This is a genomic window from Acidovorax sp. GW821-FHT09A11 (genome assembly GCF_059418365.1).
The window spans coordinates 17,006-40,689 of sequence record NZ_JBWKPS010000018.1; the positions used below are offsets into that span (position 1 = coordinate 17,006).

The 23,684-nt window shown below is 69.4% G+C and carries 20 protein-coding genes and 1 pseudogene; 8 read left to right on the top strand and 13 right to left on the bottom strand.

Translation table 11 applies throughout. The features are described 5' to 3' along the window. The first annotated feature begins 3 nt into the window (after positions 1 to 3). Positions 4 to 1,023: an MBL fold metallo-hydrolase gene (locus tag AC07PV_RS24520; RefSeq protein WP_369643759.1), complete on the top strand. Its 1,020-nt coding sequence runs from the start codon at positions 4 to 6 to the stop codon at positions 1,021 to 1,023. A 42-nt stretch (positions 1,024 to 1,065) separates the two neighbouring features. On the opposite strand, the gene AC07PV_RS24525 is transcribed toward AC07PV_RS24520, so the two are convergent. From AC07PV_RS24525 to AC07PV_RS24545, 5 genes are all read right to left on the bottom strand, one after another. Beyond that, positions 1,066 to 2,220: an ABC transporter permease gene (locus AC07PV_RS24525; RefSeq protein ID WP_494631560.1), complete on the bottom strand. Its 1,155-nt coding sequence runs from the start codon at positions 2,218 to 2,220 to the stop codon at positions 1,066 to 1,068. A 1-nt stretch (position 2,221) separates the two neighbouring features. Further along, positions 2,222 to 3,394, bottom strand: coding sequence for an ABC transporter permease (locus tag AC07PV_RS24530; protein WP_494631561.1), 1,173 nt, complete (start codon positions 3,392 to 3,394; stop codon positions 2,222 to 2,224). A 218-nt stretch (positions 3,395 to 3,612) separates the two neighbouring features. Further along, on the bottom strand, positions 3,613 to 4,605 hold the full coding sequence (locus tag AC07PV_RS24535) for an HlyD family secretion protein (RefSeq protein WP_218297622.1): 993 nt from the start codon (positions 4,603 to 4,605) through the stop codon (positions 3,613 to 3,615). Positions 4,606 to 4,635: 30 nt separating this feature from the next. Further along, the gene (locus AC07PV_RS24540) at positions 4,636 to 6,069 is read right to left on the bottom strand and encodes a TolC family protein (RefSeq protein WP_494631563.1); all 1,434 of its coding nucleotides are present in this window, start codon (positions 6,067 to 6,069) and stop codon (positions 4,636 to 4,638) included. A gap of 133 nt (positions 6,070 to 6,202) precedes the next feature. Further along, positions 6,203 to 7,024, bottom strand: a complete 822-nt coding sequence (locus tag AC07PV_RS24545) for a metal-dependent hydrolase (RefSeq protein ID WP_494631564.1) — start codon at positions 7,022 to 7,024, stop codon at positions 6,203 to 6,205. A 121-nt stretch (positions 7,025 to 7,145) separates the two neighbouring features. Between AC07PV_RS24545 and AC07PV_RS24550 the strand changes: the two genes are divergently transcribed. Then, positions 7,146 to 7,754, top strand: a complete 609-nt coding sequence (locus AC07PV_RS24550; RefSeq protein WP_218297619.1) for a TetR/AcrR family transcriptional regulator — start codon at positions 7,146 to 7,148, stop codon at positions 7,752 to 7,754. 43 nt (positions 7,755 to 7,797) lie between these two features. On the opposite strand, the gene AC07PV_RS24555 is transcribed toward AC07PV_RS24550, so the two are convergent. The 6 genes and pseudogenes from AC07PV_RS24555 to AC07PV_RS24580 all read right to left on the bottom strand — a co-directional run bounded on the left by AC07PV_RS24555 (position 7,798) and on the right by AC07PV_RS24580 (position 12,808). Further along, a complete protein-coding gene (locus AC07PV_RS24555) occupies positions 7,798 to 8,184 on the bottom strand; it encodes a VOC family protein (protein WP_218297618.1) in 387 nt (128 codons plus the stop codon). 16 nt (positions 8,185 to 8,200) lie between these two features. After that, the gene (locus tag AC07PV_RS24560) at positions 8,201 to 10,744 is read right to left on the bottom strand and encodes a cation-translocating P-type ATPase (protein WP_494631565.1); all 2,544 of its coding nucleotides are present in this window, start codon (positions 10,742 to 10,744) and stop codon (positions 8,201 to 8,203) included. A 112-nt stretch (positions 10,745 to 10,856) separates the two neighbouring features. Further along, a pseudogene (locus tag AC07PV_RS24565) lies at positions 10,857 to 11,009 on the bottom strand (rubredoxin); the annotation flags it as partial. A gap of 47 nt (positions 11,010 to 11,056) precedes the next feature. After that, the gene (locus tag AC07PV_RS24570; RefSeq protein WP_494631567.1) at positions 11,057 to 11,728 is read right to left on the bottom strand and encodes a cytochrome b/b6 domain-containing protein; all 672 of its coding nucleotides are present in this window, start codon (positions 11,726 to 11,728) and stop codon (positions 11,057 to 11,059) included. A 139-nt stretch (positions 11,729 to 11,867) separates the two neighbouring features. Further along, complete coding sequence (locus tag AC07PV_RS24575) at positions 11,868 to 12,392, bottom strand: diheme cytochrome c (protein ID WP_494631568.1); 525 nt, start codon at positions 12,390 to 12,392, stop codon at positions 11,868 to 11,870. Between the two features lie 11 nt (positions 12,393 to 12,403). Beyond that, positions 12,404 to 12,808, bottom strand: coding sequence for a DUF1924 domain-containing protein (locus tag AC07PV_RS24580; protein ID WP_494597382.1), 405 nt, complete (start codon positions 12,806 to 12,808; stop codon positions 12,404 to 12,406). A gap of 112 nt (positions 12,809 to 12,920) precedes the next feature. On the opposite strand from AC07PV_RS24580, the gene AC07PV_RS24585 reads away from it, so the two are divergent. From AC07PV_RS24585 to AC07PV_RS24595, 3 genes are read left to right on the top strand one after another with little or no spacing between them, the layout of a single operon-like run. Next, a complete protein-coding gene (locus AC07PV_RS24585) occupies positions 12,921 to 13,316 on the top strand; it encodes a PepSY domain-containing protein (RefSeq protein WP_010458002.1) in 396 nt (131 codons plus the stop codon). A 6-nt stretch (positions 13,317 to 13,322) separates the two neighbouring features. Continuing rightward, positions 13,323 to 13,997: a response regulator gene (locus AC07PV_RS24590; protein ID WP_218297611.1), complete on the top strand. Its 675-nt coding sequence runs from the start codon at positions 13,323 to 13,325 to the stop codon at positions 13,995 to 13,997. Continuing rightward, on the top strand, positions 13,994 to 15,409 hold the full coding sequence (locus AC07PV_RS24595; protein WP_494597381.1) for a sensor histidine kinase: 1,416 nt from the start codon (positions 13,994 to 13,996) through the stop codon (positions 15,407 to 15,409). Before AC07PV_RS24590 ends, AC07PV_RS24595 begins: the two co-directional genes overlap by 4 nt. A gap of 276 nt (positions 15,410 to 15,685) precedes the next feature. Here the strand turns inward: AC07PV_RS24595 and AC07PV_RS24600 are convergent, their stop codons facing one another. Together AC07PV_RS24600 and AC07PV_RS24605 are read right to left on the bottom strand one after the other, a co-directional pair. After that, a complete protein-coding gene (locus AC07PV_RS24600) occupies positions 15,686 to 18,034 on the bottom strand; it encodes a DUF1631 family protein (protein ID WP_494631570.1) in 2,349 nt (782 codons plus the stop codon). Between the two features lie 114 nt (positions 18,035 to 18,148). Further along, entirely contained in the window at positions 18,149 to 20,230 is a 2,082-nt protein-coding gene (locus AC07PV_RS24605) for a sodium-translocating pyrophosphatase (protein WP_494631572.1), read from the bottom strand. 268 nt (positions 20,231 to 20,498) lie between these two features. Between AC07PV_RS24605 and ppa the strand changes: the two genes are divergently transcribed. From ppa to AC07PV_RS24620, 3 genes are all read left to right on the top strand, one after another. Next, positions 20,499 to 21,038, top strand: coding sequence for an inorganic diphosphatase (gene ppa, locus AC07PV_RS24610; protein WP_218297607.1), 540 nt, complete (start codon positions 20,499 to 20,501; stop codon positions 21,036 to 21,038). 300 nt (positions 21,039 to 21,338) lie between these two features. Beyond that, complete coding sequence (locus AC07PV_RS24615; protein ID WP_492253456.1) at positions 21,339 to 22,496, top strand: esterase-like activity of phytase family protein; 1,158 nt, start codon at positions 21,339 to 21,341, stop codon at positions 22,494 to 22,496. Between the two features lie 244 nt (positions 22,497 to 22,740). Continuing rightward, positions 22,741 to 23,684: methyl-accepting chemotaxis protein (locus AC07PV_RS24620; protein ID WP_494616587.1), on the top strand; the 944-nt coding region annotated here is incomplete at its 3' end.

The window sequence follows — 23,684 nt, forward strand, 5'->3', positions numbered from 1 at the left end:
GCGATGCGGCCGCTGATGAAGAAGGCGCTGCTGGCCCTGGGGCTGCTGGCGGTGTTCGCGCTGGGCGCGCTGGCCTGGGCGCTGCAGCAGCACCCCTCGCTGCAGCCGTACGCGGATCTCCGCTGGAAGGTGCCCGCCGGCGGCGAGGCGCCGCCACCCGTCAAGGTGACCTTCCTGGGCGTTTCCACCGTGCTGCTGGACGATGGCGAGACGGCGCTGATGACGGACGGATTTTTCTCGCGCCCCGGCAAGCTGCAGACCTTCCTGGGCAAGGTGGAGCCCGACATGCAGGCCATCACGCAGGGCCTGCGGCGTGCCGGCCTGCCGGGCGAAACGGGCAGGCTGGCGGCGGTGATCCCCGTGCATTCGCACTACGACCACGCCATGGATGCGCCCGAGGTCGCGCGGCGCATGGGTGCGCTGCTGCTGGGCTCCGAGTCCACGGCCAACGTGGGGCGCGGCTGGGGCCTGGCCGAGGCGCAGATCCGCGTGGCGAAGCTGGGCGAGCCGCAGCGCTTTGGCCGCTTCACGGCGACGCTGTTCGCCAGCCGCCATGCGCCCACCGGCTTCACGGGGGGCGAGGTCACCGCCCCGCTGCACCCGCCGGTGCGTGCCAGCGACTACAAGGAGGGGCAAAGCTATGCCCTGCATGTGGAGCATGGCGGCAGGACGCTGCTCATCGTGGGCAGCGCGGGCTTCGAGCCTGGCGCGCTGCGCGGCGTGCAGGCCGACGTGGTGCTGCAGGGCATCGGCGCGCTGGGGCCCCGGCCCGAGAGCTACCGCGACGCGCTGTGGACCGAGGTGATCGCCGCCGTGGGCGCCCGGCGCGTCATTCCCATCCACTGGGACGACTTCTGGCAGCCTCCGGGCCGGCCCATGCAGCCCATGCCCCCGCCGCTCGATGCCTTCGATGTGTCCATGGCCTACCTGCGCGAGCGGGGCGCGCGCGACGGCGTGGATGTCCGCCTGCCGCTGGAGTGGCAGGCGATGGACGTGTGGGCCGGGCTGCCCGCGCGCCGTTGAGCGGTGAGGGAGCAGGGCGGCGGGCCCGGCGCGGCGTGGTGCTCAGACGGCTGGCAGGGGCCGGGGGCGGGTCTTGTACAGCAGCGCCGCCGTGGCCACCGCGCACAGCACCACCAGCGCGCACAGGTGGGGCAGGGCGGCCGACAGCGGCGCGCCCAGCTGGTTGAGCCGCAGCGAGGCCTGCACGCCCGAGGTGCTGGGCAGCAGCCAGCGCAGCCACTGCAGCGGCTCGGGCAGGGCCTCCACGGGCCACGAGAAACCGGCCACGAACGCGATGGGCAGCGTGGTGAACAGCAGTACCTGCAGCGCGCGCTCGCGGTTGCCGAACCACAGCCCCAGCAGCGACCCCAGCGCGGCGACGGCGGGCACGTAGCAGGCCAGGAGCGCCAGCGCGCCCAGCGGGTTGCCGCCGCGCGGGTAGCCGTGCAGCACGAAGATCCAGCCAAAGTAGAACAGCCCGCTGGCCCAGCCCAGCGTGCTCAGCGCCAGCAGGCGGCCCAGCCAGGTGGTGGCGCTGGCGCGGTGCTCGCCGGCCTCCACCCAGGTGCCGGTGAGCAGGGCGGCGCCCATGAGCAGGGTCTGCTGCAGGATCAGCAGCGCCACGGCGGGCACCACGAAGCTGCCATAGCCCTCGATGGGATTGAAGAGCGCCACCATCTGCAGCTGCACCGGCGCGCGGCTGGCCGCGGCCTGCTGCGCGCTCTGGCCGCCGGCCTGCAGCTTGCGGATCTCGACCCCGGCGGACACCGTGCCCACCGCCTCGGCGAAGCCGTACTGCACGGCCTTGTTGAGCAGCGCATAGGCACCGTTGGCCTCGATGCTGACCACCGCGTTCTCGCCGCGCACCACGCTGCGCTTGAGGTTGGCGGGGATCAGCGCATAGCCTTCGATCTCGCCGCGCCACAGGGCCTCCTTCGCCTCGCGCTCGCTGCCCGTGACCAGGCGCACCTCGATGCGCGGGTCGGCGTCGGCAAAGCGCGTGATCTGGCGCGACAGGCTGCTGTGGTCCATGTCCACCACCGCCACGGGCACGCGGGTGAGCACCTCGTCGGCATAGAACCAGGGGTAGAAGAAACCGTAGAGCACGGGCGCGCCGATCAGCAGCAGCAGCACGCCCTTGTCGCGCGCCATGGTGGCCAGCGCCAGCAGCCAGGCGTGCAGCAGGCCCCGGGGGGCGGGGTTCGTGTGGACGTGCATGTCAGCGGCCTCCCCAACTGGCGGGCTGGCCCGCGGCAAAGCTCAGCCCCATGGCGGCCACGAGCCAGAGCACGCCGGTGGCGATGAGCAGCGCCGCCATGGTGGACACGCTGGTGGCCAGCGGCGCGCCCATCTGCAACTGCTCGATCTGCAGCCGGATGTAGTGCGTGAACGGCATGGCCTCGGCCCAGGCGCGCGCGCTGGCGGGCATGCCCGCCAGGGGAAACGCCACGCCGCTGAACGCGAACGCCGGCGCCGCGAAGAACCCCGCGCCCGACAGCGCGGTGCGCAGCGAGCGCGTGAGGGCCGCCAGGGCCGCGCCCGCCGCCACCGACACGGCCATCAGCAGCGCCAGCGCGGCGGCCACCCAGGGCAGGCTGCCCGGCGGGTGCCAGCCCCGGCCCCAGGTGATGCCCGCCAGCGCCAGCAGGCCCACCAGCGTGAGGGTGGCCCAGGGCAGCACGAGCTTGCCCAGCAAGGCGCCTGCGACAGGGACGAAACGGCCCGTGCCCAGCCACTCGCCCAGGCTGCGGTCGCGCAGCTCGCGGCCCACCGTCCAGGCTCCGGCCGTCATGGCCAGGATGTGCAGCAGCGCGGGGATCAGCGCCGCGCCCAGGAACTGCTCGTAGTTGCTCGACACGTTGAACAGCGCCACCAGCTGCGTGTGGATGGGCTCCATGCTCACGCGCACGGCCTGCGCGCTTTCGCCGCGCTTGTTGCGCGCGGCCATCTCGATGCCCGCCGACAGCGTGCCCACGGCGGCGCGCACGTCGCGCTGCAGCAGGCCCGAATGCGTGCCCATCTGCGCGTTGTGCAGCAGCGTGACCTGGGCTGCGCGGCCTTCCTTCACGGTGCGCGCGAAGTCGCGCGGGATGGTGACGACGGCATAGACCTCGAGGGCGCGCAGCGCGCGCTCCGCCTCGGCCGTGTTGGCGTGGTTCTGCGCGATGCGCACGCCCGGCGTGGCGTCGAGCATGCGCACCAGCTGGCGCGACAGGCTGGAGTGGTCCTCATCGACCACCCCCACGGGCAGGTGCCGCGGCAGGCCGGCCGAGAAGATCCACCACAGCAGCGCCACGGCCAGCAGCGGCACCCAGGTGACCATGGCCAGGTCCCAGGGGTCGGCCGCCAGGCGGCGGGCCTCGCGGCGAAAGCTGTTTACTATTGAATTCATAGCTGCTGGCGCTTATGTATCAAGCGCTGAAGGCAATTTTTACGTCGATGATCCATTGCGCTTCACGGCCATCGCAGGGCATGGAAGACGCGCGGCCCAGCCAGGGCAGCCCGACAAGGGCCGCCCCGCGGCGAGGGCTGCGTTCCCCTGCCCGCAACGTACAGCGTTGCGAGAGCCGGGGGGAAGCGCCGCAGGCGCTCAGGGGGTGTCGGTACATTTCACTGCACCAGCACCGTCATGCCGGGGCGCGCGCCCTCGATGGGCGCGGCGGGGCGGGCGCGCACCTCGAAGGTGCGGGCGTCGAAGCCCTGGCCCGCGCGCGTGGCGCGCCAGGTGGCGAAGTCGGGCAGGGCGCCGGTGTGGTAGACCTTGAACTTCACCGCCTTGTTGCCCAGGGCCGGCAGCGTGGCGTCGAACTCGCTGCCGATGGCAAAGCGCTGCAGGCGGTCCTCGCGCACGTTCAGCACCACCCACTGGTCCTTGAGGTCCACCACGGTGACCACGGCCACGCCCTGGGGAGAGAGTTCGCCGGTGCGGGCCAGCACCTTGGCCACTTCGCCCGCCACGGGGCTCTTGAGCTCGGTCTCGGCCTGGGCGGCCTCGACCTCGGCCACCACGCCCGCGACCTGGCGCGCCTGGGCGCTGGCGGCCGAGCGGTCCTCGGGGCGGGCGCCGGCGCGGGCCAGGTCGTACTGGGCCCTGGCGGCCAGCGCCTGGTCGCGCGATGCCTTGAAGTTGGCCTCGGCCTCGTCACGCTTTTGCGCGGCCACCAGGCCCTCGCGGGCCAGGCCGTCCACGCGCTTGAAGGAGGACTCGGCCAGGTCGGCGGCGGCCACGGCGCGCTGCCAGTTCAGCCGGGCCATTTCGATTTCCTGCGGGCGGGCGCCGTGCTGGGCCTTGTCGGCCACGGCCTGGGCGGCCTCCTGCGCGGCGGTGGCCTGGGCCAGCTTGGCCTTGACCTCGGGGCTGTCCATGCGGATCAGCGGCGCGCCCACGGCGATCTGGTCGCCTTCCTTCACCAGGATCTGCGCGATGCGCGCGGTCACCTTGGGAGCGATGTCGGCCTCCTGGGCCTCCATCTGGCCCTGGAAAAGCTCGGGTGCGGGCTGCGAGGCCTTCCACAGGCCAAAGCCCACGAAACCGGCCACGGCCACGACGGCCACGGTGCCGATCACGGCGGCCTTCTTGCTGTTGTTCTTGCTGTTGCTCATGTCATTCGCCTTCGTTCGTTTCGCCTTCGTTCATTCCAGCCGCACCGCATCGGCGCGCGCCATGTAGTTGCCAAAGTCTTCCGACAGGCCGCAGCTCTCCAGCAGGTCGGCCAGGGCCTTCACGTAGTCATGCGCCGCCTGGGCGCGTTCGGTCTGGGCCTTGGCCTGGTTCACTTGCGCGTCGATCAGGTCCAGCGTGGTGCTGGTGCCGGCCTTCAGGCCCGCAGCGCGCAGGCGCAGCACCTCGTCGGCCAGTTCCAGGCTGGGGGCCATGGCCAGGAACTGGCGGCGGGCCTGCTCCACGCCCAGCCAGCGCTTTTCCACCAGCAGGGCGATGTCGTTCTGCGCCTGCGCGCCGGTGCGCTCGGCCTGCTCGATCTGGCGGTTGGACGACTCGGCCAGCGCATTGCGGTCGATCGAATCCCACAGCGTCCAGCGCACGCCCACGCCCGCCACCCAGTCGGCCTCCTTGCCGGTCTTGAGCTGGCGCTGGCCGAAGGCGAACACCTGGGGCTTGCGCAGTGCCTCCTGCGCGGCGTGCAGCTGCGTGGCCTGCTCCTTCTTGGCGGCCACCTTGGACAGGCCCGGGTGGCGCGCGAGCGCGGTGTCGATGAACTGCGGCAGGGGCTCGAGCGGCCCGTTCAGCACGAACAGCGGGCTGGTGGGCGTCACGCGCTCGCTGGCCTTGAGCGTGCGGGTGAGGGCGGTGGCGGCCAGCTCGGCATCGTCGCGCGCCTTGCGGGCGTTGCGGCGGGCCTCTTCCAGGGCGGAGCGGGCCTGCAGGCGCTCCACGCGGGCGATCACGCCAGCGTCCAGCATCTTCTGCGCGGCCGCGTCGTGCTGCTCGATGGTGGCCAGGGCCGCCTCGCGCAGCGCGGCCGCCCGCTCGGCCAGCTGGGTGCCGAAGTAGCGCTGCACCAGCAGCGTGGTCGCTTCATGGCCCGTCCTGGCGGCGTCGGCCTCGGCCTCGTGGGTCTGCGCATCGAGCAGGCCGCGCGCCGCCTGGCTGGCGCCCCCCATGTAGATCGGCCAGACGGCCGAGACGGAGCTGGTGGTGTCGCTCTTGTGGCGGTTGAGCGTGTAGCTCGACGGCAGGTGTGGCAGCTGCGCCAGTGGGGCCGCCAGCTGTGGCGGCAGCTGCGACAGCACGCCGGGCAGCACGCGGTTGAGCGGGTTCAGGTCCACATCCAGGTTGGCGTTGTAGGCATAGGCCGCGCCGGTGAGGTTGACCACCGGGCCGCCCAGGCGCTGCATCGCATCGCGGCGCAGCCGTGCGCTCTCGATGGCGCTTTTCGAGGCGGCAAGCTGGTCGGAGCGCTGGCCGAGCTGCTGCAGCGCGGCGTCGAACGCCATGGGTTGCGCATGTGCGGCCCCGGCGGCAAGCGCGAAGGGGACGGTGGCGATCAGGCACAGCAAAGCTTCGCCTGCCCGGCTCTTGCGCCGGTGCGTTCTGTTGGATGTCATGTTTCAGCTCGTCGTGGTCAGCGCCTGCCCCGGTGGCCGGGGGCAGGCCGCGCGGTGCAGGGCAGGTGGTTGGTTTGTAGCAGCACGGGGCTTGCGGGTCAAAGGGGCGGTGCGCGGTGGTCCGTTGCCGGCATCAGCGCGCGCCCACGGGGGTGAAGGCGTCGCTGTGTTCGGCCAGCCAGCGCGCGGACAGGTCGCTGCCGTGCTGGCCGGGGTGGAAGTCGCGCCGCAGGTATTCGCGCCAGGGCCGCCACGTCTCGCGCACGAGGCCGCCCTTGCCAAGCAGCGTGCCGGCGGCGCTGGCCCAGGTGCTCCACTTCCACAGCGTGCCGTCGCGGCGCAGGTTGCCCAGGGTCTGGCGCAGCACATCGCCCAGGAACACCAGGGTGATGCGGCGAAACCAGGTGATGCGCCATTCGTGGTTGCCGCCCAGGGCCTGGTACAGGTCGAAGGCCGTGTTCCGGTGCTCCGATTCTTCGGCGCAGTGCCATTGCCACATCGTGGCCAGGCGCGGCTCGGCGCCGGCGAGCGTTTCGGGGTGCGCCAGCAGCCATTCGGCCAGCAGGGCGGTGAAGTGCTCGTTGGCGGCGGTCACGGCCAGCGGGTGGCGCGGATCGGCATGGGCGAAAAGCTTCATGCGCTCCCGCGCGCGGGGAGCCCACTCGTTGACCAGGCCCTGCTTTTCCAGGTGGCCGTTGAACAGCGCGTGGATGCGGCGGTGCGTGGCCTCCTGGCCGATGAAGCCGTGCACTTCGTCCGCGAACCGCGCATGCTGTTCGGGCGGCAGGGCCTTGTGGCCGTCCTTCACGGCGTCGATGAAGAACTGCTCGCCCACCGGAAAGCTCATCGACAGCGCATTGAAGAACGCCGAGCGAAACGCATCCCCCCCGCACCAGTGGCGCTCGAACGGGGTTTCAAGGTCGATCAGCAGGCGGCGGACAACAAGTTCGGTCATGGAAAACATTCCTTGGGAAGGCCGGGGAACAGGGTTGGTACTGGTAAGTACCAATGATCTGGATCATGCCTGCCGGGTGTGGTACTGTCAAGTACCCGCTGTGATTCCTGCCCCCATCCGCATGCCAACCCCTGACGCCGCCCCCTCCGCCCCGGCCCCCGAGCCCCGCGCCCGCCTGCTCGAGGGCATGGCCCGCGCGGTGGCCTCCAAAGGCTATGCCGACACCACCATCGCCGACATCGTGCGCGAGGCCAGCGTGTCGCGCCGCACGTTCTACGAGAACTTCGCCGACAAGGCCGAGTGCCTGATCGCTCTGTACGAGGTGGCCAGCGGCAATGCGATCGCGGTGCTGCGCGCGGCGATCGACCCGCACAGCGACTGGCAGGCGCAGGTGGAGCAGGCGATGGGTGCGTACTTCGGCGTGCTCACGCGCAACCCGGTGCTGCTGCGCACGCTGTTCATCGAGATCCTGGGCCTGGGCGCCCCGGGCCTGGGAGCGCGGCGGCGCGCCAACCAGCAACTGGCCGACCTGATGCTGGACGTGGTGAACAACCGCCCGGGCGAGCGCCTGCGCAAGACGCCGCTGCAGCCCACCATGGCCATGGCGGTCGTGGGCGGCATCAACGAGATGGTCCTGCAGGCGATCGAGCAGGAGCGGGCGGGCCAGTTGCAGGAGCTGGTGGAGCCCGCCGCAGCGTTGCTGCGGGCCGCGATTTCGGCGGAGTTCTGAGCGTGTTGTCGGCACGGGTGCCGCAGCCCGCGCCGCGAGCCGGTCACACCTCGTTGGCAATCTCGATCAGGTTTTCATCCGGGTCGTAGATATAGACCGAGCGCAGCCTGTGGCGTGCGCCCGTTGCACCCACCGGGCCTTGCACGATGGCGACGCCTTCGGCCTGCAGGTGCGCGATGACATCGTCAAGCGGCATCCTGGTGAGAAAACACAGGTCGCCCGAGCCCGCAGTGGCATGGCGCACATTGGGGTCCACCACCGTGCCTACTTCGTGCAGGTTGATCTTTTGCGCGCCGAAGTGCAGCGCGTACCGCCGGGGCTTGAACTCCCGCGCGATCATGCCCAGCACGCGCTCATAAAACGCAATGGTCTTGTCGATGCTGGCAACGGTGAGGACGACGTGGTCGATTGATTCCAGAGCGATGGGCATGGCGTGCGGCGGTGTGTCAAGCAGGCGGGTGATTGTGCTCCAGTGTCGCGGGCTGCAGCCACCGCTTGTTGGCCGCAAACACTGCCGTCAGCGCCAGCCCGGCCAGCAGCGCCATGAACCAGTGCGGGGGCGATAGCGGCGCAAACTTGAAAGCGCTGGCCAGCCCCGGCACGGTGGTGATCGCGGTCAGCGCCGCCAGCGTGCCCCCCGACACCCACAGGCTGACGGGGGTGAGGCCCGCCCACAGGCTGCGCCAGCCCAAGATGCCGGGGGTGTCGCTGCCGCGGCTGGGCAGGATGAGCGCTGCGTTCGCAGCCACCAGCACCACGAATGCGGCCGTGCTGGCAGTGGCGGCATGTGCCGGCTGGCCCAGGAGCCAGGCATACGGGCCCACCACGGCGGCGGTCACCACGCTGCCTTGCAACATGCTCAGCAGGAAGTGGCGTGCCGAGAGCAGGGGCTCGCCAGCCCCGCGCGGCGGCTGCTGCATGAGATCGGCAGCGCCTTCCTCGGCCTCGAACACGATCGAGCAGGCCGGGTCGATGACCAGTTCCAGAAACGCGATGTGCAGCGGCGCCAGCACCAGCGGCAGCCCGAGCAGCACCGGCAGCAGCGCCAGGCCAATGATGGGCACGTGCACCGCCAGCGTGTAGACCATGGCCTGGCGCAGGTTGGCAAAGGTCTGCCGCCCCCGACGAATCGCCAACACGATGGCTGCGAAATCGTCGTGCAGCAGCACCAGGGCTGCGGCCTCGCGCGCCACGTCGGTGCCGCGCTGTCCCATGGCGATGCCGATGTGGGCGGCCTTGAGGGCCGGGGCGTCGTTCACACCGTCGCCCGTCATGGCCACCACCTCGCCCTGGGCCTTGAGGGCTTCGACCAGCGCCAGTTTCTGGTGCGGCTTGATGCGGGCAAACACACTGACCTGCCGTACCTTGTCGGCCAGTACCTGTGGCGGCATCTGGGCCAGCTCATCGCCGGTGACCACGCTCTCATGGGCGATGCCCGCCTGGGCCGCAATGGCGCGGGCGGTGCGAGGGTGGTCGCCGGTGATCATCACCACGCGGATACCCGCCTGGCGGCATTGCGCGACGGCCTGGGGCACCTCGGGGCGCAGCGGGTCGGCCAGAGCCACCAGGCCCAGCCACTCAAAGTCAAAGTCGTGCTGAATGTCAGGCCAGGTGTCTTGTGCGCGGTGCCGGGCCTTGGCCACGCCCAGTACCCGCAGGCCCCGGTCGGCCAGGCGGGCGGCCTGGGCGCTGACGGCGGCGCGTTCGGCGTCGGGCAGATGGCAGAGGTCCGCCACGGCTTCGGGCGCGCCCTTGGTGGCCACGGTGTCGTGCGCCGAGGTGCCGTCGCGCCACAGGTGGCTCATGGCCAGCAGCCGGGGCGACAGCTCGTATTCGCGCGCCAGCGACCATGTGGGGTGCAAATGATCAGTGCCCAGCAGATGGTCGCCCGCCATGCGGTGAAAGGCCTGCTCCATCGGATCGTGCGGTTCGATCTCGCTGGCCAGCACGGCGTATTCCAGCAGTTCGTGGAAAGCCTCCGGCAGCGCCGTGCCGCCTGCTGCTGCGCGCAGGTTCTGTACATCCAGCTCTTGGCCTGCGATGCACAGCGCCGCCACGGCCATGCGGTTTTGCGTGAGGGTGCCGGTCTTGTCCACGCACAGCACGGTGGTCTGCCCCAGCGTCTCGATAGCGTTGAGCCGCCGCGTCAGCACCTGCTGTGCCGCCAGCCGCCGCGCGGCCAGGGCGAGGAAGACGATCATGATCACGGGCAGCTCTTGCGGCAGGATGCCCATGGCCAGCGTGATACCCGCCAGCACGGCCTGCAGCGCGTCGCCGCGCAGCGCCCAGAACAGGGCCACCAGCAGCGCGCACAGCGACAGCCCGATGAGCACCAGCTTGTGCGTGAGTCGCGCCATTTCCTCGCGCAGCGGCGAGGCCTGCAGCGCAATGGTGTCGAGCGACTGGCCAATGCGCCCCAGCTCGGTGTGGCGCCCCACGGCCGTGACCCGAACCAGGCCCTGGCCGCCGACCACCAGCGTGCCCGCAAACACCTTGTCGGCAGTTTGCTTGGCCACGGGCTCGGATTCACCGGTCAGCATCGACTCGTTGGCGGCCAGCTCGTGGGCCTGCAGCAGCGTGCCGTCGGCCGGTATGCGGTCGCCCTCGGCAACCATCAGCAGGTCTTCGCGCACCACGTCGCGGCCCGCAATGCGCACCAGGGTGCCGCCGCGCAACGCCAGCGCGCGGGGGCTGGAGAGGTCGCGCAAGGCATTCAGCGCGTTGTCGGTGCGGCGCTCCTGCAGCACCGTGATCGCCATGATGATGACCACAAAGCCCAGCAGGATCAGCGCCTCGTGCGCATCGCCCATCGCGAGGTAGATGGCGCCTGCGCCCAGCAACAGCAGGAACATGGGCTCCGTGACCACGTCCCAGGCCATGTCGCGCAGCGTGCGGCGCTGGCTGATGCCCAGTTCGTTGGGGCCTTCCTCGCGCAGGCGCCGGGCGGCAACGGCTGGGTCGAGGCCGGTAGTGGAGTCGGTAGTGGGCATGTGGACCGTGAAGCTGCGTTGCAAGGAGGGTCGCAACGGTGCAACCGTTATACCGCGCGCTGGTGTCTGCAGCCCTGATGCAGCGCAGTGCGCTGCGCCCGGTGTTCCTTCCTCACACCTCGCACATCACAAAGTCTGCCTTGCCGACATTGCACTCCGGGCAGCGCCAGTCGGCGGGCACGTTCGCCCAGAGGGTGCCGGGCGGCGCGATCCCGTGGTCGGGCAGGCCCGCAGCCTCGTCGTAGATCCAGCCGCAAACGGCACACATATAGATTTTCATGGGGTGTTTCCTTCGTGGTCGGTGGCTATGACTCAGTCGTCATCGTGGTGCCGTTGGCGTTCGGCTGATATGCCGCTGGCAACCCAGCCGCTGGGCGATTGCTGCCACTGCCAGGCACCGAAGGCCAGTGTCGCGATCAGCAGCAGGGCTGCGAGCCAGGTGCGGTTCTTCGGGACCAGATCCGGCCCCTTGCCCTCCACCCGGCCGGTGAGCATGGGCAGCGCCTGGTTCTTGCGGCACAGCACGCTCAAGCCTGCAATCAGCGCGATGTGGGCCAGCACCACAAACAGCAGGGCGTTGCCGAAGAACTCATGCACCTCTTCCATCACTTCTCCCATCCAGTGGCCACCCAGCGCAGTGCCCCAGTCGTTGTACGTGGCGTAGCCACTGAGCGTGAGGGGCACCACCAGCGCCAGCAGCAACACGATGGCCAGCGCCATCAGCAGGTTCTGACCCTGGCGCCAGTTGATCTGCGTGACCGATGGAGCCTGGGGCAGGGCGCGCAGCCATGCGGGCGCCCCCGCCAGCTTGCGCCACAGCAGGCCCAGGCCCGAGGTGCGCGGCCCGAAGATGCCGTACAGCAAGCGAAAGCCCAGCAGCCCCGCCATGGTGTAGCCCAGTGTCACGTGCAGCAGCCGCCAGTGCTCGCCGTCGGCCGTGGCGTAGGCCCCCGCAAAGCACAGTGCAAACAGCCAGTGGAACATGCGCGTGGGCGCATCTGTCACCCTGCGGCTGGGGGCCTTGGAGGGGGGGGTTGCGCCGTGGCATCGGCGGGATGAAGGGTGGGAGTGTTGTTCATCGTGTTCTCCTTGTGGGGCTCCAGAGGTGGGCTGTGCGTGGCGGTCAGTCGTTCCAGGCGCGACGCGAACGGGCATCCAGCCCTGCGGGCATGCGCAGGTCGTGGTCGTCAAACTGCCCCTGGTCCGCGCCCGTGTGGCAGGCCGCGCAGTTGGCGGCGCTTTTCACGCTAGCGAGCTTCCAGGTGGCGGGTTCTATCTTTCGGTGCTTGCGTTCAAACCAGGCCGAGCGGGTGATGCGATCTGCGGGCAGCTCCTCGTTCACGCGCTTGTAGGTGCCTGCGTGGGCCTGCAGCCACTGGTTGAGCTGGCGCACGGTGGCTGCGTCGAGCGATGCGTCGGTGCCGTAGTGCTTGTGCAGGCCCGTCATCACGCGGTTCCACGACGCAGCGGGCAGCAGGCCGGGCGGGTAGGCGGTGTGGCAGGCGGCGCATTCCTGCGTGTAGGCACTGGGCACGTTGCGGGGCACTGCGCGCCCTCTGTCTGCATGGGCGTCGGACAGCGTCATCGTGGTGAGCACGCAGAGGACGGCGGCCATGGTAGCGGGGCCGAGGTGGGAAAGTTTTTTCATGGTGCTGCAGTTCAAGGCTTGAGGGCGCTGAGGTAGGCCAGCACATCGGCTTTTTCGACGGCTGTGCATTCGCGGCTCAGCACGTCGTTGCAATTGCGGCGAAACCATTTTTCGACCTTGGCGGTGTCGGTGAAGGCCTTGGGGTTGAACGCCGGGGCCAAGGGCGCAATCGATTTGCCAGTGCTGGCGTGTTTGCCTTGCGCGGTGGGCGGCGTGCCGTGGCACGAGGCGCAGGACCACTCGCCGCCGTGGCGGGTGGTGAAGAGCACTTGGCCCTTGTCGGCGTTGCCCGGACTGCCGGCCTGTGCGCTCCAGTGGGCGAGCTGCTGGGCGGCGGTGGTGTCTGCGGCGTGGCTCGGGCTGGCTACTGTCCAAGCAAACAGTGCTGCAAGTGCCAGGTGGCGAACGGTTGTCATCGTGGGGTCCTTTTGAGTGTCTTCGTGTGTTGCCATTGTTGAAACGGCGGCCTGAACGGCGCGTGAAAGAGCCGTTCATCGGCCGTTCAGAAACTGCGCAGGACAATGGCCCATGTTTTCGACGAGCTGCCGCACACCCACTCGCCGCCACGCCGCACGCCTGGCGGTGGCTGCGTGGGCGCTGTGGGGCACGGCGTTGGTCGCGCCGTCCGCTGCGGCCAGCGGCCATGACGACCATGACCGCGCCCGGCAGGCCGTGCAGGCAGGCCAGGTGCTGCCCTTGCCCGCAGTGCTGGAGCGCCTGCAGCGCGAAGTGCCCGGTCAGGTGCTGGAAGTGGAGCTGGAGCAGGAGCGGGATCGCTGGATTTACGAGATCAAGCTGCTCACACCTGCGGGGCAGTTGACCAAGGTCAAGCTGGATGCGCGCACGGCCGAGGTATTGCGCATCAAATCGCGCGACGATCAACGCACCGGCCGAGAGCATCGGCAAGAGCGGCCTCGCAATTAGCCATCCATGCGCATCCTCCTGGTAGAAGACGACACGCTGCTGCGCGCCCAGCTGCGCACGGCGCTGCACGGCGCTGGCTACACCGTGGACGAAGCCGACAACGGGCGCGACGCGCAGTTTCTGGGCGACACCGAGGCGGTGGATGCCGTGGTGCTGGACCTGGGCCTGCCGGTGGTGGACGGGCTCACGGTGCTCAAGCGCTGGCGGGCCGAGGGGCGCAACATGCCGGTGCTGATCCTCACCGCGCGGGACAACTGGCACGAAAAGGTGGCGGGTATCGACGCCGGTGCCGATGACTACCTGACCAAACCATTTCACCAGGAAGAACTGCTGGCGCGCCTGCGCGCACTCATCCGCCGCGCCAGCGGGCTGGCGTCGGCGGTGCTGCAGTGTGGCGACTGGTCGCTGGACACCCGCAGTGGCCGTGTGACCTGCGCGGGCCAGCCCGTGGCGCTGACGGCGCATGAGTACAAGGTGCTCGCCTACCTCATGCACCGGCCCGGCGTGCTGGTATCGCGCGCCGAGCTGACCGAACACATCTACGCACAGGACTTTGACCGGGACTCCAACACCATCGAAGTCTTTGTCGGGCGCTTGCGAAAAAAGCTGCATTCGCTGTCGGTCCACGCTGCGCGTATCGAGACGGTGCGTGGCATGGGCTACCGCCTGGTGCCGCCATGAGCTGGAGCGGTCTGCACTGGTCGCGCTCCCTGCGGTTTCGGCTGCTGGCCGTGACGGTCGCGGGGGTGGCGGTGGCCGTGGTGCTGGCTGGCGTGGTGCTCAGCGGGCTGTTCCGCGAGCATGTGCAGCGCCAGTTCGAGGCGGCCCTCCTGCAGCAGCTGGACCAGGTCACGGCGCGCCTGGAGTTTGATGCCCAGGGCCGGCCGGCGATCGCTGCGCAGGCGCTGTCGGACCCGCGCTGGCTCAAACCCTATTCCGGCCTGTACTGGCAGGTGGACGCCATGGCCCCCGATGGACACGGCCGTGCCGGGGTGCTGCGTTCGCGCTCGTTGTGGGACACCAGCCTGGCCTTGCAGGTGGATGCGCTGACCGATGGCGCCGTGCATGTGCATGAAGTGGCTGGCCCGCAGGGCGCGCCGTTGCTGGTGCTGGAGCGCTCGGTGCGTGCCGAGGGCGCGGAAACGGCGCGCTGGCGCCTGATCGTGGCGGCCGATCTGCAGGCCACGCAGGCGGCCACCGCGCGCTTCACGCGCGTGCTGGCGCTGTCGCTGGCGGCGCTGCTGGTGCTGCTGGCAGCGGCCGCCTGGGCCCAGGTGGCGGTGGGGCTCAAGCCCTTGCGGGCGCTGCAGCGGGGTTTGCTGGATGTGCAGCAGGCGCGGGCCACCCAGCTGCAGGGCGCATTCCCTGTCGAGGTGCAGCCGCTGGTGGATGACTTCAACGCCGTTCTGGGCCGCAACGCCGAGGTGGTGGAACGCGCGCGCACCCAGGCGGGCAATCTGGCGCACGCCTTGAAAACACCGCTGACCGTGCTGGAGAACGCGGCGCGCGCTCCACCATCCGATGATGGGGGCGCGCTGGCGGCGCTGGTGCACGACCAGGTGCGGGTCGCGCGGCGCCACATCGACTGGCACCTGGCACGGTCACGCTTGGCCGCATCGGCGCGCCTGCCCGGCCAGCGCACGGCGCTGGAGCCGGTGGTGGGCGGACTGGTGCGTGTCATGAACAAGGTGCATGCCGGGAGGGGCCTGGACATCAGGGTAGCGTTGCCCGATGCTCCGCTGTTCTTTGCAGGCGAGGCGCAGGATCTGCAGGAAATGCTGGGCAACCTGTTGGACAACGCCTGCAAATGGGCGCAGTCCACCGTGCGGCTGCGGGCGCAGGCCCTCGGCGGGCGGCAGCCACAGGTTGTGGTCAGTGTCGAGGATGACGGCCCCGGCATCGGTGCCGCGCAGCGTGCACAGGCTGTGGAACGTGGTGTGCGGCTGGACGAGACGGTGCCAGGCACGGGGCTGGGCCTTGCCATCGTGCAGGACCTGGCGGCCATCTACGGCGGGCGGCTGGACCTGGAGCCGGCCGACCTGGGTGGCCTGCGGGTGGTGCTTGCGTTGCCCGCCGCGCGGGAGGCTGTGTAAAAAGGCCTGCTGGAGCGGCACCGGCGTAAAAAAGCCCGCCGAAGCGGGCTAAGGCCCTGACAAATCCCCTCGATCTCTCGAATGTCGCAAAGCCTTGGACTGGACGTGGAGAGCCTATCACCCGCCGTGGCGTTTGACCATCAGGGGAACGATAGGCCGTGCCACGATATTTGGGACCTTGGGCGGCCGGACGGCGCGGCTCGCCGCGCGGTGGCAGGCAAGAAAGCCCTCAGCGCTTGTGAAATATGCGTTGGCTGCTCTTGATTCAGGAGCGGATCAGAGCCTGCTCTCCACGCTGTTGCGCATGGCGATCTGTGCCACGGCATCCAGCGCGCCGTCCACCACGGTCTGCTGGGAGAGCACGTGCAGGGCGCCTTGCTGGATGAGCCGGTCCACCAGCCGCAGGGTCATCGACTGGGTGTGGCCGGAGGCGCTGGTGAAAAGGAAGAAGGTTCCGTTCGAGCCGATCCACGACAGCTGGGTCCGCTCCCACTTGCCTGCGACCAGCAGGTTCACCCAGCTGCCGATGGCCAGCGGGGGGATGCCCGGCGCCTCGCCCGCCTCGGGCGCCGGCACGGGCTCCGGCCTCTCGGACTCGGGAGACTGCGAGGATTCCATGAAGCCCGACTCCCTGGCTTCGGAGGGCGCGACCCAGGGCTCTTCGTCCTCGAGGGGGGCGGGCTGCGCTGGCGCCGCCGCCTTCGCCTCGGCGGGCGGTGCGCAGGGCGCGGGCGGCGCAGCGGCCGGCCTCGGCGTGGGCTTGAAGGCCTGCTGGTGCAGCTGCATCAGCAGAGCGAAGACGGCCTCGGTCCGGTCCGGGGGGTAGTCGATGGACACCAGCCCCTCGCGCAGCTTGGCCAGCAGCTTGGGAAGCAGGCGCGCGAGCTGGCCCGTGTTCATGCGCGTCAGCTCGGGCTGCGCGCTCCAGATGAGCGCGTCCACCACTTCCTGGTAGCGGCCCGGGTCGGTGCTGCCGGTCTTGTCGGCCAGGCGCGCCTCGGCCATGACCTTGGCCCAGGGGCCGAGCAGGAATCGGGAGATGGCGTCGGGAACCTTGCCGATGTCGGGCAGCAGCCAGATGTCGCGCGATATCTTGGTCGCCAGGAGGTGGCGCTGCTCAGCGTGCTGCAGCGCCTCGATGGCGCGCAAGCGCTCCTGCTTGCCCGCCTGCTCCCTCTGCTCCCATTTGGCGTGCAGCTGCTGCAGCACCTGCTCGAAATCGTGGGGGCCCTCGATGGTGGCCGTGGCCAGCGGGCCCGCAATGTTCATGAGCGACCGCATGAAGCTCTGGAAACCGGGCGCCTCGGTGCTGTTGAAGGCGAGGCTGCGGTCGGTGATGTCCTGCAGCAGGCGGCGCGCGGAATGCTCCTTGTGGCTGAAGAAACGGGGGTCGGCCAGCGCCAGCTGCATCAGCGCGGGCTCCAGCGCCCGCACGAACTGCTGCACGGGCCACAGCAGCCGGCTGTCGCGCGCGATGTTGTCCACCATCAGCGCGACCACCTCCATGCTCAGGGCCTGACCGAGCCCGCTGGCGTGCCGGCGCGGCGTGGCCGCGGAGCTCGCTCCCTCGCCGCCGCCTGCCGGAGGGCGCTGGTTTCCCAGGCGCTCCATCATGTGGCCGACCTGGTTCATCTCCTGCAGTGCCTCGAAGGCGGCGGGCACGGTGATGGCGAAATCCGTGGGGGGTGGATCGAGCGCCGGAAGCTGGTCGGGGTTCTCGAACTCGCGCGCGAACCGCTCGGCGAAGTTTTCCTGGGGCGCAGGCCCGTGTTCCGGTACCGGGGCGGGCTTGTCGCTGAGTTCGCCCAGCAGGAGCCGGCGCAGGCGGTCGAGCGTGAGCAGCGGGTCGGCGGCCCCCCCCGAGGCGGACAGGTCGGTGTCGGCGGCGAAGCCGGGGGACGCGCCGCCCTCGGCTGGCGCGACATAGACGACCTGGCCGTCGGCCTGGCGCATGGCGTAGCCCACGGGCTGCACGCCGCTTTGCCGCAGCTGCGCGGTCTGGGCGAGGTACAGCCCGCGCAGCTCTGTACCCAGCGCCTGCGCCAGGTGCCCCATCCAGTCGTGCCGCACCTGGTCCGTGACCTGCATCTGCGACACCACGGCCTGCAGCGCCTGCAGGAAGACCTCGGGGCGCAGGGGGTTCTGGTCGGGCAGCACTTTCGGCAGCCCCTGCGCTGCGCACACCAGGGCGTCCAGGTCGGCCAGCGGCCCCTCGACGGCGGAGATCAGGACCTGGCGGGCACGGGCACGCTCGACGCTTTCGCTGATCTGCGACTCGTCCATCAGTTCGAGTTCATCGAAATGGACGGTGAACAGGGAGCGCGAGGATTTTTCGTCCTTGCGCGTGGTTTCCTGGTCGAGCGCCTTGCGCAGCGCGTCGGGATAGCGCTCGCTCATCACGAAGGCCAGCCGCGAGAGCTGCTGCCGTGCTTCCAGCATGGCATGGTGCTCGCCGGGGGTGCGGGCGGTGTCCAGGCGCGCCTGCAGGGACATGCGCGCGGCCTCGGCGACGCGCTCCATCAGGTGCCTGGACTCCGCCACCACGCCGTGCACGATGCGCTGGTACGGCGAGGCGTGGCTGTCGGAGGGGGCAGGGGCGGACGATGCGGTGTGTTTCAAGGCCATCTTCTCTGAAGAGATACCGGTAGCCATCATGGTACGCGGCAAAAAGGGGCCGAAGCCCCTGGTTGCCCTCTATTCCAGGCGGGTCAGGCCTGGTGACTGCCTGGCGCGGGCGACCTACCCGCCGTGGAACTTGACCACCAGCGGCACGATCAGCAGCGCCACGATGTTGATGATCTTGATCAGCGGGTTGATGGCCGGGCCGGCGGTGTCCTTGTAGGGGTCGCCCACGGTATCACCGGTCACGGCGGCCTTGTGGGCCTCGCTGCCCTTGCCGCCGTGGTGGCCGTCCTCGATGTATTTCTTGGCATTGTCCCAGGCGCCACCGCCGGTGCACATGCTGATGGCCACGAACAGGCCGGTGACGATGGTGCCCATGAGCAAGCCGCCCAGCGCCTTGGGCCCCAGCAGCAGGCCCACCACGATGGGCACGACCACGGGCAGCAGGCTGGGGATCACCATCTCCTTGATGGCGGCGGTGGTCAGCATGTCCACGGCCTTGCCGTACTCGGGCTTGCCTGTGCCGTCCATGATGCCGGGGATGGTGTTGAACTGGCGGCGCACCTCCACCACCACGGCGCCGGCCGCGCGGCCCACGGCCTCCATGGCCATGGCGCCGAACAGGTAGGGGATCAGGCCGCCGATGAACAGGCCGATGATGACCAGCGGGTCGGACAGGTCGAACGTGATGGCGCGGCCGTAGCTCTCCAGCTTGTGCGTGTAGTCGGCGAACAGCACCAGCGCGGCCAGGCCGGCCGAGCCGATCGCATAGCCCTTGGTCACGGCCTTGGTGGTGTTGCCCACGGCGTCCAGCGGGTCGGTGATGTCGCGCACGCTGCTGGGCAGCTCTGCCATCTCGGCGATGCCGCCGGCGTTGTCGGTGATGGGGCCGTAGGCGTCCAGCGCCACCACGATGCCCGCCATGGACAGCATGGACATGGCCGCCACCGCAATGCCGTACAGGCCCGCGAGCTGGTAGGCCGAGAGGATGGCCAGGCACACGAAGATCACCGGCCAGGCGGTGGATCGCATCGACACGCCCAGGCCCGCGATGATGTTGGTGCCGTGCCCGGTGGTCGAGGCCTGCGCGATGTGCTGCACGGGCGAATACTGCGTGCCGGTGTAGAACTCAGTGATCCAGACCAGCGCAGCCGTCAGCGCCAGCCCGGTGAAGCAGGCGCCAAACAGGCGCATCTGGCTGCCGCTGGCCATGATGGCGTTGTCCGGCATGATCCACATCGTGACGAAGTAGAAGGCGATGAGCGACAGCACGCCCGCGATCGCCAGGCCCTTGTACAGCGCGGGCATCACGTTCTTCATGCCGGGCGAGGCCTTGACGAAGAAGCAGCCGATGATCGACGCCACGATGGACACGGCGCCCAGCGCCAGCGGGTACACCACCGCATTGACCGGGGCTGCCGCCACCAGCAGCGCACCCAGCACCATGGTGGCGATCAGCGTCACCGCATAAGTCTCGAACAGGTCGGCCGCCATGCCGGCGCAGTCGCCCACGTTGTCGCCCACGTTGTCGGCGATCACGGCGGGGTTGCGCGGGTCGTCTTCAGGGATGCCGGCCTCCACCTTGCCCACCAGATCGGCGCCCACGTCGGCGCCCTTGGTGAAGATGCCGCCACCGAGCCGCGCGAAGATCGAGATCAGCGACGAGCCGAACGCAAAGCCGATCAGCGGGTTGAGCAGATTGGCCAGGTTGGCCGTGGGCGTGAGGTTGCCGTTGCCCGCCAGGAACCAGTAAAAGCCCGTGACGCCCAGCAGCCCCAGCCCCACCACCAGCATGCCGGTGATGGCGCCGCCACGGAACGCCACGTCCAGCGCCGGGCCGATGCCGTGTGTGGCGGCCTGCGCCGTGCGCACATTGGCGCGCACCGACACGTTCATGCCGATGAAGCCGCAGGCGCCCGAGAGCACCGCGCCCACCACGAAGCCCACGGCCGTGGTGCCGTCCAGAAAGATGCCGATGAGAACCGCCAGCACCACGCCGACGATGGCGATGGTCTTGTACTGGCGGGCGAGGTAGGCGGCGGCGCCGGCCTGGATGGCGGCGGCGATCTCCTGCATGCGGGCGTTGCCGGGGTCCTTGGCCAGGATCCATCCCCGGGCCCAGATGCCATAGGCCACCGCAATCAATCCGCAAACCAGAGCCAGTATCAGAGGGGCAGTCAGCGCTGTATTTCCAGCCATTCGTCACTCCTTGAAATATTCAGTTGCACGGAAGGAAACATCACAACGCGGGACGGTGGTGCTTCCGTTGCGTTGCTTCCTCGTGCTCCCTGGGCATTTCGCGGCAGGAGTCGATTGGCCAACGGGCCCAATTTACAGGCAAACGCCGGTTTGCAAGCGGGCAGAAAGGGGCGTGCGCCTAAAATCAGGGTTAATCCCGACGCTTCATTGCGCTGCGTCAGCGCCGGATGCCTCGCGGGTTATCGTTTTCAAACCACTATCCAAAGACATGTCCCTCAACAACGTCCCCCCAGGCAAGAACGTCCCCGACGCCTTCAATGTCGTCATCGAAATCCCGATGAACGCCGACCCGATCAAGTACGAAGTGGACAAGGAATCGGGCGCCATTTTCGTGGACCGTTTCATGACCACGGCCATGCACTACCCCACGAACTACGGCTACGTGCCGCAGACGCTGTCGGGCGACGGCGACCCGGTGGATGTGCTGGTGATCACGCCTTACCCCCTGTTCCCCGGTGTTGTCGTGCCCTGCCGCCCGCTGGGCATCCTGATGATGGAAGACGAGGCCGGCGTGGACGGCAAGGTCATCGCCGTGCCCACCTCCAAGGTGCTGCCCATGTATGACCACTGGAAGACCATCGACGACGTGAACGCCATGCGCCGCAACGCCATCGCCCATTTCTTCGAGCACTACAAGGACCTGGAAAAGGGCAAGTGGGTCAAGGTGCTGGGCTGGGAAGGCCTGGACGCCGCGAAGAAGGAAATCACGGACGGCATCGAGGCCTACAAGAAGTCCGGCAACGCCTGATTCCCGCACCCGGCCTCCGCACCGGCCGTTCGTGCCGGATTGGAGGCCGTGGAGGCCGCCAGCGATTGATGGTAAAGCGCTGGCAGCTATCAAAATAGAAGCAATTGGTGAAAGCGCACAGGTTCCTGGCCTGTGCGCTTTTTTCATGGCCGGGGGGCGGCACGCCCGCGCGGTGCCGTCTGCCGCCCCCGGTCCCGTCTGTCATGGTCCCGCAACACGGCCGTCCTAGGCTCTGGCGCTTTCCTGGTTCATTCATTCATTCCATTCAATCAACGGCCCGGCAGGGCGGGAGCGGCGGCGATGGCACTGGTGCATTCATGGCGGCGCATGGCCGTGGGCGTGGCAACCGCCGTGGCGATGGCGGCTGCATTGGCGGGCTGCGGCGGCAACGGTGACGATGGCCGCGCACAGCCCATTGCCTCCCTGCGGCTGCTGGGCAGTGCGTCACTGCCCACGGGCACGGTGTTCGAAGGGGTCGAGTTCGGCGGCATCTCGGGTCTGGACCGGGCGGCGGACGGCAGCTACTGGGCGATCTCGGACGACCGAGGCGGCGAGCGGGGCACGCCGCGCTTTTACAACCTGGGCATCGACTACGGTGCCAGCGGCAACGTCACGGTCAAGATCAACCGCCAGGCGAACATGCTGCGCGAGGACGGCACGCCGTTCCCCGCCACGGCCCGCACGGTGGACCCCGAAGCCATCCGCACCGCACCGGACGGCAGCCTGTACTGGGCCTCGGAAGGCAACTGGAGCCCCACGGCCGCCAGCCGCTTCCAGCCGTTCGTGCGGCAGATGACGGCCCAGGGAGCCTTCGTGCGCGAACTGGCGATGCCCGCCATGTACCGCTACGTGGACAACGCCACGGAAGGCGCGCGCAGCAACAAGGTCTTCGAGGCGCTGGCGGTGGCGCCCGACGGCACGGTGTACGCGGCCAACGAGGACGCGCTGGTCCAGGACGGGCCCCTCACCACGCTGCAGGCCGGCAGCGTGGTGCGCGTGACGGCCTTCGACCCAGGCACCGGCCGGCCCCGGGGCCAGTACGCGTACGCCTTGCCCCCGATTCCGGTGGACGCGGCGCCGGGCGCGCCGTTCGGGCCCGACAACGGCCTGTCGGACCTGCTGGCCGTGGGCAACGGCCAGTTCATCGCGGTGGAGCGTGCCTTTGCCTCGGGCGTGGGCAACACCATCCGCCTGGTGTGGACCGAGATCACCGGCGCCACCACCGATGTGATCGGCACCCCGCGCCTGGCGGGCGCCACCTATGCGCCCATGACGCGGCGGGTGCTGCTGGAGATGCCGCTGGCCTACCAGGGCGTGAAGCTGGACAACATCGAGGCCATCACCTGGGGCCACACGCTGCCCAACGGCCACCGCACGCTCGTGCTGGCGGCCGACAACAACTTCACGGCCGACACCCAGGCCAGCCAGTTCATCGTGTTCGAGGTGCTGCCGCAGTAGCGCCTGGGAGCGGCGCGCGGCGCCCGGTTGAGGCGCCCGGCGGCCGCCCGGTGCCCGCCGGCACGGCGCGGGCAGCTATCGAATCGGAAGCGTCTGGAGGCCGCTGCGGCCGCAGGCCGCGCCTGGCGTGGACGCCGAAACCGTGAAACACCTGAGAGAAGATGCCGCGCCGGACTGATAGACTGGCTCAGCATTTTGTTACAAATGGGGGCGGCCGTGGCGGCGCCCTCCGGAAGGGTGATTCATGAAAATTTCCGATCTGCGCATCGGCGTCAAACTGGGCGTGGGATTCCTGTCGCTGGTGCTGTTCACGGCCTTGCTGGGCGCCATCGCGCTGGTGCAGATGTCGCGCATCCATGCCAATGCCGACGAGATCGCCACCAACCTGCTGCCCAGCGTGTCCCAGACCGGCGAACTGCGGGTGCTGCTCAACCGCATGCGCCGCTCGGAGGCGGGGGTGGTCACCGCGCGCAACGCGGCCGAGGTCAAGGCGTTCTCCGAACAGGTGGCCGCGCGCCACAAGGACCTGGACCGCGTCGAAACCACGTACGAAGCCCTGATCGACATCCCCAGGGAGCGCGAGGTCTACGGCGCCTACAAGAAGCGCAAGGCCGCCTATGTGGAGCTGCAGGCCAAGCTGATGGACATCGCCCGGAACGTGGACTTCAGCACCACCGAAACCCTGGAGCTCACGAGCGACGCGCTGGGCATGCTCTATGCGGGCGAGTCCGAGGCCGCGTTCGTGGCCACCGCCGAGACACTGGGCGAGCTGCAGAAGATCAACACCGAGGCCGCGCAGCAGGCCAAGGAGGATGCCTACCAGGTCTTCTCGCTGGCGCGTATCTGGGTGCTGGGCACGCTAGCGGTGTGCGTGGCGCTGGCGGCGGTGCTGGGCATCGGCATCACCCGCGCCGTGACGGGCCCTGCGCGCCATGCCGTGCAGGCCGCCCGCGCGATCGCCGGGGGCGACCTCACCTCCGAGGTGCCGCCCGGCGGCAAGGATGAAATGGGCCAGTTGCTCACCGCCCTGGGCGAGATGCGCCACAGCCTGGCGCGCGTGGTCTCGGGCGTGCGCGGCAACGCCGAAGGCGTGGCCTCGGCCAGCTCGCAGATCGCCTCGGGCAACAACGACCTGTCGGCCCGCACCGAGCAGCAGGCCTCGGCGCTGCAGCAGACGGCCGCCTCGAT

Excerpts from the sequence above, each read along its gene's own strand:
- AC07PV_RS24520 (WP_369643759.1), top strand. The coding sequence starts at position 4 with ATGCGGCCGCTGATGAAGAAGGCGCTGCTGGCCCTGGGGCTGCTGGCG.
- AC07PV_RS24525 (WP_494631560.1), bottom strand. The coding sequence starts at position 2,220 with ATGCACGTCCACACGAACCCCGCCCCCCGGGGCCTGCTGCACGCCTGG.
- AC07PV_RS24530 (WP_494631561.1), bottom strand. The coding sequence starts at position 3,394 with ATGAATTCAATAGTAAACAGCTTTCGCCGCGAGGCCCGCCGCCTGGCG.
- AC07PV_RS24535 (WP_218297622.1), bottom strand. The coding sequence starts at position 4,605 with ATGAGCAACAGCAAGAACAACAGCAAGAAGGCCGCCGTGATCGGCACC.
- AC07PV_RS24540 (WP_494631563.1), bottom strand. The coding sequence starts at position 6,069 with ATGACATCCAACAGAACGCACCGGCGCAAGAGCCGGGCAGGCGAAGCT.
- AC07PV_RS24545 (WP_494631564.1), bottom strand. The coding sequence starts at position 7,024 with ATGACCGAACTTGTTGTCCGCCGCCTGCTGATCGACCTTGAAACCCCG.
- AC07PV_RS24550 (WP_218297619.1), top strand. The coding sequence starts at position 7,146 with ATGCCAACCCCTGACGCCGCCCCCTCCGCCCCGGCCCCCGAGCCCCGC.
- AC07PV_RS24555 (WP_218297618.1), bottom strand. The coding sequence starts at position 8,184 with ATGCCCATCGCTCTGGAATCAATCGACCACGTCGTCCTCACCGTTGCC.
- AC07PV_RS24560 (WP_494631565.1), bottom strand. The coding sequence starts at position 10,744 with ATGCCCACTACCGACTCCACTACCGGCCTCGACCCAGCCGTTGCCGCC.
- AC07PV_RS24570 (WP_494631567.1), bottom strand. The coding sequence starts at position 11,728 with ATGTTCCACTGGCTGTTTGCACTGTGCTTTGCGGGGGCCTACGCCACG.
- AC07PV_RS24575 (WP_494631568.1), bottom strand. The coding sequence starts at position 12,392 with ATGAAAAAACTTTCCCACCTCGGCCCCGCTACCATGGCCGCCGTCCTC.
- AC07PV_RS24580 (WP_494597382.1), bottom strand. The coding sequence starts at position 12,808 with ATGACAACCGTTCGCCACCTGGCACTTGCAGCACTGTTTGCTTGGACA.
- AC07PV_RS24585 (WP_010458002.1), top strand. The coding sequence starts at position 12,921 with ATGTTTTCGACGAGCTGCCGCACACCCACTCGCCGCCACGCCGCACGC.
- AC07PV_RS24590 (WP_218297611.1), top strand. The coding sequence starts at position 13,323 with ATGCGCATCCTCCTGGTAGAAGACGACACGCTGCTGCGCGCCCAGCTG.
- AC07PV_RS24595 (WP_494597381.1), top strand. The coding sequence starts at position 13,994 with ATGAGCTGGAGCGGTCTGCACTGGTCGCGCTCCCTGCGGTTTCGGCTG.
- AC07PV_RS24600 (WP_494631570.1), bottom strand. The coding sequence starts at position 18,034 with ATGGCCTTGAAACACACCGCATCGTCCGCCCCTGCCCCCTCCGACAGC.
- AC07PV_RS24605 (WP_494631572.1), bottom strand. The coding sequence starts at position 20,230 with ATGGCTGGAAATACAGCGCTGACTGCCCCTCTGATACTGGCTCTGGTT.
- ppa (WP_218297607.1), top strand. The coding sequence starts at position 20,499 with ATGTCCCTCAACAACGTCCCCCCAGGCAAGAACGTCCCCGACGCCTTC.
- AC07PV_RS24615 (WP_492253456.1), top strand. The coding sequence starts at position 21,339 with ATGGCACTGGTGCATTCATGGCGGCGCATGGCCGTGGGCGTGGCAACC.